This window comes from uncultured Fibrobacter sp., assembly GCF_947305105.1.
GTDB lineage: Bacteria > Fibrobacterota > Fibrobacteria > Fibrobacterales > Fibrobacteraceae > Fibrobacter.
This window is the reverse complement of the sequence record NZ_CAMZCS010000003.1, coordinates 1-13,500: the sequence shown is the minus strand read 5'-3', so window position 1 is coordinate 13,500 and position 13,500 is coordinate 1. Positions and strand designations below refer to the sequence as shown.

6 protein-coding genes are annotated in these 13,500 nt (G+C 51.4%); 5 read left to right on the top strand and 1 reads right to left on the bottom strand.

The genetic code is table 11. From position 1 onward, the window contains the following. Positions 1–4 precede the first annotated feature (4 nt). A complete protein-coding gene (locus Q0Y46_RS02155) occupies positions 5–1,072 on the bottom strand; it encodes a glucokinase (RefSeq protein WP_295680972.1) in 1,068 nt (355 codons plus the stop codon). An 81-nt stretch (positions 1,073–1,153) separates the two neighbouring features. On the opposite strand from Q0Y46_RS02155, the gene Q0Y46_RS02150 reads away from it, so the two are divergent. The 5 genes from Q0Y46_RS02150 to Q0Y46_RS02130 all read left to right on the top strand — a co-directional run. Continuing rightward, on the top strand, positions 1,154–3,079 hold the full coding sequence (locus tag Q0Y46_RS02150) for a hypothetical protein (protein WP_297944342.1): 1,926 nt from the start codon (positions 1,154–1,156) through the stop codon (positions 3,077–3,079). 36 nt (positions 3,080–3,115) lie between these two features. Beyond that, the gene (locus Q0Y46_RS02145; RefSeq protein WP_297944339.1) at positions 3,116–6,784 is read left to right on the top strand and encodes an exodeoxyribonuclease V subunit gamma; all 3,669 of its coding nucleotides are present in this window, start codon (positions 3,116–3,118) and stop codon (positions 6,782–6,784) included. Beyond that, a complete protein-coding gene (locus Q0Y46_RS02140) occupies positions 6,781–10,464 on the top strand; it encodes a UvrD-helicase domain-containing protein (protein WP_297944336.1) in 3,684 nt (1,227 codons plus the stop codon). The genes Q0Y46_RS02145 and Q0Y46_RS02140 overlap by 4 nt, the downstream gene beginning before the upstream one ends. Then, a complete protein-coding gene (gene recD, locus Q0Y46_RS02135; RefSeq protein ID WP_297944333.1) occupies positions 10,461–12,383 on the top strand; it encodes an exodeoxyribonuclease V subunit alpha in 1,923 nt (640 codons plus the stop codon). The genes Q0Y46_RS02140 and recD overlap by 4 nt, the downstream gene beginning before the upstream one ends. Positions 12,384–12,725: 342 nt before the next feature. Beyond that, the coding region (locus Q0Y46_RS02130; RefSeq protein WP_297944330.1) for a DUF58 domain-containing protein at positions 12,726–13,500 on the top strand (775 nt) is incomplete at its 3' end.

Below are 13,500 nucleotides of genomic sequence, written 5' to 3'. Positions count from 1 at the left end.
TCTACTACTTCTGCAGATTCAAGCTTGCATTCGCAGCACCGTATAGGCTGATGCTGTAATCCTTGATGATGTACACCGGAATCTTGTTCAAAAGTGGACGGATGTTCGGGTTGTAGTTCTTCTCGAACCACTGCATGAACAGGTTGTCGCGTTCGAGCCAGCGCAAATCCTTCTGCACCGTACCACCAGCCAGATAGAGGCCACCCAGCGGCAAGAACAATGTAGAAGCGTCGCTTGCAAAGCGGGCGAGCATCTTCACGAACAGGCGCATCATCTCGGCAGCCACCGGATCGGTATCGCTTGCGCGGCTGATGTACTTGGGGCGATCGTTCGGTTCGGTTTCTTCAATCTTCTTGAAGGCCTCGTTGTCGGGAACGCCGCGGGTTTCCTTCCACCATTCGTACATGTTGCGCAGCCCCATGCCCGAGACGAGCGGTTCCACGCCCGGCACGGTGCCAATCTTCTTTTCCATGTAGTCGTGGAATTCTTGGGAATCCTTGTCGAACGGGGCAAACGTGGAATGCCCACCTTCGGAGCAGGCCGGGATGTACTTCTCGCCATCGAAAGCGAGGAAGCCAACGCCCATGCCGGTACCCGGACCGATGACCGCCTTGGTCGCCTTCTGCGGAGCGGGCTGGCTGCCATCGGTATGCGTGAGCTTGAAAATCTGCTTGGGGTCGTCCACGTCGAGTGTGGGGATACCGTAGCTGATGGCCATGAAGTCGTTGATGACAAGCGTCGGGATGCCGGTCGCCGCGGTAAGGGCTTCGCCGTCAACGCACCACGGGAGGTTCGTCATCACACACTTGTTGCAACCCACAGGGCCAGCGGCGCTGATGCAGATGTGGCTCGGCTTCAGGGCAGCGTTGCTCTCGGCCGCAATCTTGAGGGTCTCGCGGATGGGCGCTTCGAGGCCGTCGATGTCCTTGGAGGGGCACACCGTTTCAAGAATCAGGGTAAACTTGCCGTCCTTGTAGCCGACCAGGCCAAGGTTCGTGTTGGTACCACCAATATCGCCCGCCAGCACAAGGCGGTCAAACTTCGCATCGGGATTAAGCCATTTAATTTCCATAATAAAACCTCGTTTTGCGTTTTGAATATAGGAAAAAAAGATTATTTTATTATGGCAGGAACCTGTGGCAAAGAGGAATAAATGACGACATCCGACGAAATACTCAACAGGAACGAAAGCGAAGCAAACCTGCTTGTGGGGAACCTGATGCTCATCATCTGCATCATCTCGGTTGCCCTGGTTTTCATGCTCCTGCTTCTTGACTCGTTCATCCCGTTCGACCTCCTCCTCCCCCTCATCATCTCGGGAAACATCATTCGCATCCTGCTGTTCCTCCTCATCAAGCAACGAAACGGCAGAGGTCCATTCCTCAAGTGGGTCATCTCGCTGTACATACTCGCCTTAGCCACCATTGTCTCGACTTTGTTCGGGCAAATGGAATGGGTCCTTTTTGCAGGCCCGCTCATCATCGCCACTCGCTACTACGATTTTTGGTTCACTATCAAGATTGGCTTGATTTCCATTTTCTGGTCCATTGTCTTCAGTTTCTGCCTCATCCCCATCAGCATCTACTCCGGGCTAATAGACCTAAATCTCGCTGAATTCGGCGGAGATGTCGTCCTCAACGTCTCGCCGGGATTCCTCGGACTGAACAAGGCGGTCAATCTCGCTGCCGAGAACCTCGACCTTACATCCGTTTTCGGGACGGTCGCCCTCTTTGACACCAAGGCCACATTCATCTTGGGCGCATTGCTGTTCATTGCCGCCATCATCACCAAGAACGGCAGACAGATTATCGAAAACGAAATTACCGCTGTCACGAAAACGATAAAGCAAAAAAGCAACGACTTGGAAAACCTCAACGCCCTCGCCGACAATATCAACGAACTGTATTTCATCGACCCGTTCACGGGAGCCTTCGACCACACCGTCCGCAACAGGAATACAAACCTAGATTCCCTTGCGATGCGTTTTACGTTCTCGGATGATTTTTTCTCTAGCGTTGCAAAAATTTTCGACTCGCTCGTCCACGAACAAGACCGGATTCCCTGTCACAGGTTCTTCTCGAAAGAAAACTTCATGCACATCTTAGTCACAGGGGAGCCAGAATCCATTGAAGCCCGGTGGCTGCTCGCAAGCGAAGTCTTCTGGGTACGGAGCAAGGCTGTTCTCGGGTATAATAAGAACGGCGAAAAATGCGTTGTCTTGAGCGTAGAAGAAATCTCCTCGGAAAAAGAAACACAGAAACTTACATCCGTGCTTGCAGGCCTCGCCGACGATTTCGATTACATCAGCCATATCAACCTCGAGAACAACGAAGTCACGCGAATCCATACTTCGGCCAAGTTCATGCAGGGAATTATCGCCGTCGATCACAAGACTCCGCCCAACACATTCTCGGTGGACAACTTCAACTTTTTCATGGAAAGGATTGTCCATCCAAGCGATCTTCCGGAATACCTCAAGGGAGGCATGCATCCATCGTTCCTTGAGCGACTCCGCAAAGAAAAAGTCATCAAGTTCCGCTGCCGCGTTAAACTGGAAAAAGGTTACTGCTGGCACAATGCGAAGTTCATCGTGAGCGAGAACAACCCCTCCAATATCGTAGTCGGCCTCGTCGATATCAACGACATTGTCAATTTTGAAAACGAGCAAGTGAACCGCGCCGTTTACGAAAACGCAAGGACATTTGCCAAGGCATTCACCCAGCGCTACGCCGTTGCCTACTACGCCGACTTGGCCAACAAATCGGTTACGACATTCCAAGGAGAAAAAGTCACGGACCGCTACTACGATGGCAGCCTCACTTATATGAAATCAGCGGAAAACTTCATCGTAGAGAACGTTCACGAAGACGACAGAGCAAGGATAATCCAATACATCCAGCCCGATTATATCCGTTCGCGCCTCGAAAAGGAAGGGTCCTACTCCACAACGTTCCGCGATGTTTCTACGACACCGTGCAAACTCTTCCGCATCGAAATTTTCTGGGGCCTTGACAAGGACCACGCCGTATTTGCAATAAGCGACATCACAGGCAAATCTTCCGAAGAAGCGCAAAGCTAATCGTTTCTGCGGTCCCGATTTAAATATATTGTCGGTATGCTGCACCTGAAATTTTCCCTGAACCTAGAAGACCTTGCCGACGAACTCATCGAGGCCGTCAAGGGTTCCTGGGGAAACCCGTTCCAGACACCCGTGGTGATTTTTCCGGACCCAAAACTGGAACAGTGGTTCAGACTGCACTGGGTCAAAAAGTGCGGGACGCTCGCGAACTTGAATTCCATGATGATAGACAAGTTCCTGCTCAAGATTCTCTGCCCCGACGACAACACGAAAAAGAAACTGAATGCCGACCTGCTCCGCAACGTTATCTGGGCATACCTCTACGGCAATAACGATGTAAGCGAAGAAGACGCCAAGGCCGAAAAGCACAACTATCACCTGCTCGGAGACGAAGTTGTCCGCTACTTGGAAACCGATGGCAAACTGGACGAACAGCACCTCTTTGACCTTTGCGGGAAGATGGCATCGCTCTTTTTGGAATACGAGACCTCAAGGCCGACGGGTTTTATCCGGAAAGGTGGAGCCGGAGACCTCGCCGAAGGAATTCTTGACCATTGGGAACAAGGCAACCTGCGAGATTTCTTTGACGGGGGCGACCGCGAAAAATGGCAGCGCACGCTGTACTCCAAGGTTTTCCACCAGCACGGGGACAAGCCTTCGCTATTGACCCGCGCATTCGACGCCATGAACCAGCGGAAAAACGAAAACCATCCGCAAGAATTCAATACAACGTACCTGACTATCCCCTTCCTGTTCAAAGACTGCATGGACAACCACGATGGGCAATTCCACTGCGAACAGTTTATGGGTCAAGACGGGCCCCTGCCTGTGTTCATCTTTGGGCTTACGGGCATGGGGCAGTTCTACCGCGTCATTTTGCAAAAGTTTGCCGAGAAACACGAAGTCTACGCCTACATACAGAACCCGTGCATGGAATTCTGGGAAGATGCGGGCACGCCGTGCGGAGACATTCACCGCAAATGGCTTTCACGAAACGGCGAATGGCAAGGCGAATCGGGACCCATCCCGGAAAGCATCCGCGACCGCTTGCGCACACACCTCGACGAATCAGCCGACCCCGAAGAAGACGATTCCGAACAAGGTGTAGATTCCTCCTCCGAGAATGCACTCCTGTGTTACTGGGGAAAATCAGGACGCGACAATATCAAATTGTGGTGCCAAGCCGCCGATTACGATTTTGAATTCGCCGGAGATGCTGATTCTGGAGAAGGTGAAGCGATTCCCATGGACACACTCTTGCACAAGGTGCAAAACATGGTTGCAAGCCGCAAAAACGAATTGCCAAGCTTGCTCGACAGCCTGCCCGAAGACGAATCCTCGGAATCACCGCAAGACAACAGCTTTACTATCACCGCCGCCCCGACAAGGGAACGCGAGATGGACGCGCTCCATACGCAAATCTGCAAGCTGCTCGCCGAAAAAGACGCTGAAGGCAATCCGGTGAACCGCATCAGCGACATTCTCGTTTTCTCGCCCTGCCTGGACGACTACCGCACCGCTATCTATCAAGCTTTTGACCAGAGTTCCGAAAGGGATATTCCGTTTTCGATTGTCGATTCGCCCGCAAAAAGTTCACTCACGGCCGAAGCACTCGAAGCACTTTTTAAAGTACAGCAAGCCGGAAGCCTGAACCGTCCCGCATTCTTCAGCCTAATCCGCAACCCTGTCGTGCAAAATACCCGCCGCATCACCGACGACAACGTGAGCGCCTGGGAAACATGGGTCAGGAACACAAGCACCTTCCGCACACGCACAAAAAGCGACGACTGGGGAAAAAATCTGCGCCGGATTCTTGCATCGCGATTCAGCACGCACACCATCGACATTGGCGATGGAGAATGCCTCCCCTACGCCGACATGATGAGCGCAAACAGTACGGCACTGAGCCGCTTTGCCGACGGCATCGAAGAACTCGGCGAATGGATAGCGCTTGCAAAGAACGAGCCCGCCGTGACGCCCGCCGTACTTGACAAAATCGTGAATTTCCTGAACAACTGGGTCGCCATGCCGAACCCGCCGGAGGGCTTTGCAGGCGAAACCATCGTTTTCCAGAACGTGACAGCAGCTATCGAAAATCTCCGCATCCAATTTGATGCTGGAGCTCCATACATTTCGTGGGCCTGCATTTCGCAAACGCTTTGCGGTGCCGCCGAAAGTTCCGAATACAGTTGCGGGAACCTTTTTGTCAACGGGATTACTTTCTCCAAATTCATCCCCAACAGAATTATCCCTGTAAAGCATTTGTTCTTTATCGGGGCGGATTCCACAAGTTTCCCCGGCAGCAAGACGCAGAACACACTGGATTTACGCAAAGCCGTAGCCCCTTGGCCCGGCGACGACTCCCCCATCGCCAAACGCCGTTACGCATTTTTGTGCCAGTTGATGTGTACAAAAGAAAGTTTCCACATCAGCTACGTGAACCAAAATATTGTCAAAGACGAAGAACTCTATCCTTCCTCCGTTGTAAACGACATCAGGAATTTCCTCAAGATTGCCATCAAGCAGAGTTTCAAGGCCATTGGCAAAGACATCTCTGCGATGGAGGCAAAATTACTCGCCGAAAAGCTATGGAAGCAGCAAGAAATTCCGCTCGACGAGAAACGCCCCTACAGCGAGTTGTTCACCTCCAAAGAATTCCGAAACAAGTCCGTTTACAATAAGAGAGTGGCCCACGGAGATTCTACTTCTGGCTACGGCAATCTGCCGGGCTCTATCGACAAATGCCCAGGACGCGTCAGCTTGTACCAGCTAAAATGTTTCTTGGACGACCCCATCGAATTCCGCGTCTCGCAAATGATGCAAATGGACGAAGACACGGCCCATTTGGACGACGAAGTTTTCGAGCCCATTGACTTTGACCGCCTTGAACAAAGTTCCCTCATGAAAAACATGGTGGCCGCAGCCATTACCGGGAACAAGCAAGACCTCGACGCACTCCGTAAAAACCTTGAATTGGGCGGCAGAATTCCCGACGGGCAATATGGAGAAAAATTGTGGAAGGTTGCCGAACGTCGCAAAAACGCATTGTTGGAGCAAATGGCAGAATTCCCAGATTCTCCGGCAAGCCAAACCGAAAACTGGACATATAAAGACAAAATAGAACTCCCGATTGTACAACCCGATGGAACGCGGTGGACTCTATTGGGAGCCCTTGACTGGTGCAACGGCGAGCGCAACAAGATTACGAGCATCACGACCTCAAAAATGAGGGGCAGAGCAGGCCAAAAGTATTTCAAGAACAGCAAATACACAGGCCCGTATGTGGCCGCCCTCGCCCTGATTGCGCAAAAAGATTCTCACGAAGCCGAATCCGTAGACATTTCCATTTACAGCGTCAAGGAGCACGAGCCCAGCAGAGCAAAGGTCCGCATGACACCCAAGCAGGCACGAGAAACACTCTCCGCACTTTACGACAAGGCATTCCAAAAGAAATATTCCAAGGCCGTCCCCATCGACATGGTTGACGAGACTGTAGAAAACTTCGCCGACTACACCCAAAAACTGAGCAACGCCTGGGCCTATTTCGAAAAGCGCCACCTGCTCGACAAGCGAAAAGACACAGGGTTCGACCCGCAAAACGATTTTAACGGTGAATCGGGAGCATGGTTCACCGAAGCCAAAAGGCAAAAAGATTTGTTCCGCATAGAAATCGGTGCGCCACAGAATACGGAGGCCAAAAGATGAGTATTGAAAAAATCATCGACCCCCGTAAAAACCTGTTCATCGAAGCTTCTGCCGGAACGGGCAAAACTTACACCATCCAACAGGTTGTGGCCCAGCTTGTTGATGAAGGCTGCCCGCTCAAGAAAATCCTCATCGTCACCTACACCGAAAAAGCAGCAGGCGAACTGAGAGACCGCATCCGTAAAAAGATGGAAGAAGTCCTCGATGCCGAAGGGACCGATCGCATTACCGCCGAGAAATTCGAGAAAGCCCTGCGCGATGTTGACAATGCCGCCATTTTCACAATCCATTCCTTCTGCCAAAAAGCACTGAAGGAATACGCCTACGAAGCGGGGCGTCCATTCGACCTCGCCATGGTCGACGACAAAGAAGTAAAGGCGATGATAAGCGCTTGGGCACGCGACAAATGGCCTAGCAACAAACTCTACCAGACGATTCTGCAAAACGCTCCGGCAGCAGACTCGCTCGAAGAATCGCTCACGGATAGGCTCTCCTCGGCAATCAACATGTACAAAGGAGAAACCGCCGACGGGAAGGAAACCATCGGCCTCGACAACGCCGAAGAAAGTCCATTCGAAACAATCCCGGAAAATTTTGCCGACCTGTTAAGCAACAAAGAAATTGCCGATAATTTGGCCACCTTGGAAAAGTATTCCGACCTCAGTTTTACCAAAACCGGCAAAAACAAAGTCAGCGATTTCATCAATGCGCTCAAGGAATGGACCAACGGGAAAGCATTGTTCAACGGAAAGACTTTCTCAACCACGAAAACGATTGAGGCGTGGCCTGACGAAGCTTACAACGCCTTCCTGTTCTTCAAGAATTTCAAGGATAAGTTTAACGATTTGCCCAACACGATTCTCCAGGCACAAATCCAGAAATTCCTTTACAGCCAGATAAAACCGCTTTTCAACGAATGGCAAAAGTTCAAGAACGAAAACAAAGAGCAGTCGTTCAACGACATGATTCTCTCCGTCCACAGCGCCGTCCTCAAGAAGGGTGAAAACGGGGCAGAAAGCGAGCTTTGCAACAGACTCCGCGAACAATACCGCTACGCCATCATCGACGAATTCCAAGACACGAACCAGCTGCAATGGGACATTTTCAAGGAAATTTTCCTGAAAGCCAACAACCATTCCATTTTCGTGGTGGGCGACCCCAAGCAATCCATCTACAGTTTCCAAGGTGCCGATGTAAACGTTTACCACAAGGCCACCCAAGAGATTGGCAACCGCAAGGACTTGGAACACAACTATCGTTCCACGAACTCCGTTATCGAGGCATGCAACAACCTCTTTGAATGTAAGGATTTCTTTGGCAACAGTGTAGAATTCAAACGCTCCTATGCACCCGGCAACAAACCCGGCGACAATCCGAAAGCAAAAGCACTCCAGAAACCGGATGCAAAATTCTACGATGCAAAAACAGATTCCTGGGATGATATCGCACCCTTCTGGATATCTGAAAATAGCGTCAACAGCACTAATTTTGCACAAACTTGCGTTGAAAAAATTATTGACTGCTGCACATTTGTCGATTCAAAAGAAGGCAAGCGGACAAAACTACGAGTTTTCAACAAGAATCCCAAAAACAGCGAAGACATCTACCGCAACGTGACATTCAAGGATTTCGCCGTTCTCGCGCGCTCCAGAAGCGAGATGGAAAATATTGAGACCTGCATGAAACTCGCCGGTGTTCCCTTCACGCGTTATAAAGACAGCAATCTTTTTTACGGGCGTGAATGTGCCGAATGGATTTCGCTGTTCAAGGCAATCAATGCCACCGATTTTTCGGCATGGAACAGGCGCATTTTGAACGAAGTGTTGATTACCGACTTTTTCGCTGTAGCCTTGAGCGATGTGGAAAGTGAATTTTTCGATGACCCGTTCAGCAAGCCACGGCAGATGATATGCCACTGGAAAGAACTCGCGAGCGAACGCCGCTTTGCCGAAATGCAAGAAAGCATCTACGCCGAAAGTGAAGTGGAAAAGCGCCTTTCTGATTTGAGCAAGTTACAGGAATTCACGAAGCTCCGCCAAATCGGGAATTACGCCATCAACTACCTGTACAACCATAGTTGCACTTTAGACGACCTTATCCGGCATCTGCAAAATCTCTCCATTTCTTCGGGCGATGCCGACGATCAGGACAGCAACCTTGTCGCGAAGGGCTCAGATTTTGACGCCGTCCAAGTCATGACAATTCACGCGTCCAAAGGTCTAGAATTCCCCGTTGTCATTTCGGTCGCAGGGTTTAAACAACTGAACAAAAACACGGACGGGCCATACCTGTACCATGAAAGCGATTCCATCCACCTAGGCTACGGACAAAACGCAAAGAATGCCCGCCAAGCCGAGGAACTGGAAGAATGGTCAAGACTCTTTTATGTCGACTTCACTCGAGCATCCTCAATATTAGTGCTCCCCCGCTATGCAAACTGGTACGATGAGGGCGACACCCCCAAAGAAGATTTCCGCTTCCTCGCCAATTCCCTGAAGAGTTTCTGTTCCGATGAAAAGAACGAAAATCTCTTTGAGATCATGGGAACAGCAAAAGAATGGGACATTCCGACCGAACGTCTATTAAAGAGCAACATTCAAGACAACATTCTTGCGACCGCAAAAGAATTGCTCGGGGAGCAAAGCGAAGAAGGGCTTGACGCAGAAAGCAAACAAAAAGAGCATATCCAGGCATTGCAAAAAGAGGTTGCCCGTCTCGGCATCATGCAACATTCCTACAGCACACTTGCCGGCAAAAAAGAATCCTCGCTCAGCATCGACGAAGAGGCAAACCTTGACAAAGAAGGAAGTGCCGAGGCAAACTATTACGCAGGCGAAGATATCGGGCCCGACGCTTCGCAAATCGAAGCCGAAATCAAATACCCGCGCGGTTCAAAAATCGGTAACGCACTCCACGAAATTTTTGAACTCAGCAAGTTCAAAGAAATTGGCTTGAGCCACGAGAATGCAGAATCCATGTACGGCTCCGCAGAGCTTTCAATGCTCGTGGAGGAAACGTTCAAGAAGCAGTCCCTGCCCATTTGGGACCACAAGGACGAATGGACTCGCCACACGCTCGATATCGTTTGGAACACGCTGAATGCAAGCCTGCCCGCTATCGAAGCTGGACACAGAAGCGGAGCGAGTTTCAAGTTGACGAGCCTCGACGACAACAGCCGAAAAGCCGAAGTCCAGTTCAACCTGAACGCCACCACCGACGACAACGGTGAAGCAAGCGAATACCTGCAAAGCATCTGCAAGGGATTTATTGACCTAGTGTTCATGCGCCACGACACACAGGGACAACTGCGATTCTCCATCGTCGACTGGAAATCCGACGTCATGGCAGACGGCGATTACAGCCCAGCAAGCATACAGAAAAAAGTAGACGAAGACTACTCCGTTCAACGCGTACTCTACAGCTACTGTCTCATCAAGTGGCTCAAGCAGTTCTACGGAGCAGGCAACAGTGGCAACAGCAACACCCCGCTCACGGAATCCGAAATTTACGACAAGTTCTTCGGTGGAATGTATTACGTATTTCTGCGCGGCTGCAAGGCAGGCACCGAAAACGGCATCTACGCGCATACTTGGGAAAATTTTGATGCGCTGCAAAAATCCTACAGCAACATCCGCAAGCTCATGCGCAAACGCAAAGAAACCGTGGAGGACGAACAATGAGCCAAGTCATCGCCCCCATCAATGTACACCTGCACCGGTTTATAACGCAAGCGGAGCCGAACCTCCCGGAATGCGTGCAGAAATTCCTCTACCTTGTCCTTTCGCTGCAAGACGACGGCAACACACAATTCGCTCTGGATACCGACTCATTCTACAACAAATGGGCACAGAAATGGAACGGGCTACTCAAACTTTACGACACCGATTCCATTGAATTCGAAGCCGGAAAATTCAGCGACGCCAGCGAGTTCAAGCCGATTATCGAAAGCGCCATCGCCGCCATTCTTAAGCAAAAGTTCGAAAGCATCATTGACTGGAAACCTGAAGACAGCGAAGTCTTCGACGATGTCAATTCCAAACTTTTTGTCGCAAGCAAGTCTGGCAACACCACCTACCTGTACATCGCGAAATACTTTGAAGCAAAGCGCATCATTGAGCGCACCGCCACAACGCTATTCACCGACGGATCCACTCCATCAGAATCGGCAATCGCGAGCTGCATCGAAAAAATCGCCCAAATCCACACGAAGAATCTCCGGTTTGCAAACAAAAGTAACCCCGAAGGCAAATTCCTCGTGAACCGGGAACAAGCCGAAGCCATTATCCGCGGGCAAAGCGAAAACCTCATCATCACAGGCGGGCCGGGCACCGGAAAGACAACCGTCGTGCTGTACATCCTTTGGTGCATGCTGGAATCCCACCCGGAATATCTCGACTACGAAATCTATCTCGCCGCACCGAGTGGCAAAGCGGCCGACCGCATGCGCGAAAGCCTTGTCGGGAGCCTGGGCGAAATTGAGCCTAACGAAAGGGAAAACCACGCCGACATTTTAAACAAGTTAAGCAACCTCGAAAGCAGCACGATTCACAGGATGCTCAAGTACACCCCCAACGACGGGGGATACCGCTACAACAAAAAGAATCCGTTCGGCAAAAATTCCATCTTCGTCATCGACGAAGCGAGCATGATAGACATCTCGCTTTTCGCTGCATTCTTGCAAGCCATCCAAGAAGGTTCAAGAATCTTCGTGCTGGGCGACCCGTACCAGTTGCCTTCCGTCGAAGCGGGGGCCGTTCTCGGCGAAATTCTCAAACCCGAAAACACGACGCGCAACTTTGTCGTCAAGCTCACGAAATCGAACCGCTTTACCGACGATTCCGAAATCGGCAGACTCGCCAAGGCCATCCAGAACCAAGCTGACATTCCGTTTGAATCCGGTGATGCAGTCAAGTTCATCAACGCCACCACCGGAACCAAAAAAGAAGAAGAAAACGCCACTGCCGTTCTCGTAAACGAGTGGGTCAAGGACTTTGCCGAAATGCCCGCCCTTGCCGAAGCCGCCTCCAAGGAGATGGACCTCGAAGACAAACCCGCCTGCAACCGCCTGTGGGAACTGTCCCTCCAAAAACGAATCCTGTCGGCGGAACGTCGCGGGCCGCGCGGAGTGGAAAAACTGAACCAAGCCGCTTGCAAGCGAATCCGGCAGCAATACGCCAAAGCAAGCGGCAATCCTACATCCCCCGCGAACCAGTATTTCCCGGGCGAAATTCTCATTTTGACGCGCAACCAGTCGATGTACAAACTATACAACGGCGACACGGGAATCGTCATTTTCAAAGATGGACGGCCGTACCTGATGATAAAGCGCGAACGCTTCGAGTTCTACCCGCTCTCGCTTTTGCCGGCAGACGCCATCGAACCCGCATTCGCCATCACGATCCACAAATCGCAGGGGTCCGAATACAACCACGTGATGATGTTCCTCCCCACACGCGAAGGCCACCCCCTCCTGACAAACCAAATCCTGTACACCGGAATCACCCGCGCCAAGAAAACCGTGACTATCATCGCAAGCGAGCAAGCCTTCCACGCCGCCTGCACAACCACGACCCAGCGCGACACCGGCATCCGCCTGTAAAAAGAGAATAGAAGCGCCAGCCGGGGAAAAAGAAAAAAAAATCCTTGAAAAAGCATCCCAGCATTCCCTACCCCTGCATTTCCCAGCCCTGCTTTTCCATAACCAATTGCGCGAAATTTTCCCAGCCATAGGCAATATAATCCTCCGGGCGTGAGAATGGGAGCGTCGGCCGGGGAAGGGGAGGGTGCAGGGAGGGGACCGGGCGGCCTTCGCAACTCTGAGCGTGGTCCCCTCCCGCATACTCTTAATTCAAAAAACTGTAAAACCATAGAATTCAACCCTAAAAAACAATTGTTCTAGCATATTGTTTTTTGTATATTCCCTCTCGAAAGAGACTAAAAAATGCTTGATAAAGAAGTTTTAAAGACTGTCAGCCGCATCGAACTTTCCGTTCGCGGCGCACTCGACACCGTGATGACCGGTGCTTATCACAGCTCGTTCAAGGGCAACGGCATGGAGTTCAGCGAAGTCCGCGAATACATGCCCGGCGATGACGTACGTACCATCGACTGGAACGTGACCGCACGAACCGGCACCCCCTACGTCAAGAAGTTTATCGAAGAGCGCGAAATGACCATGCTTTTGATGGTCGATGCCTCCAGCTCTTCGGAATTCGGTTCCGGCAAGCAGATGAAGGGCGAAGTCATGGCAACGCTGACCGCGCTCCTCGCCTTTGCCGCCATCAAGAACAACGATAAAGTCGGCTTGCTCATCTACACCGACCAGGTTGAACTGTTCATCCCGCCGGAGAAGGGCCGCAAGCACGTATTACGCCTCATTCGTGAAATCCTTTACTTCAAGCCGCAGCATCACGGTACCAACACGCAGGTGGCGCTTGAGTACGCCGGTAAGATTCTGAACCGCCGCGCCGTAGTCGTGGTAATGAGCGACTTCTTGGACGAAGGTTTCGAAAACGCCTTCAAGATTTTGCGCAAACGCCACGACGTGCTCGCCGTCTCTGTGGTGGACCCGCGCGAAATGGAACTCCCGCCCGCAGGCCTCGTGGAACTTGAAGACCCCGAAACCGGCGAAACACTTTTGATCGACACCGGCGATGCCGCCTTCCGCGAAGCATTCGCCCGCGAAGCCAAGCGTCAAGGCAAAGCGACCAAGGAAC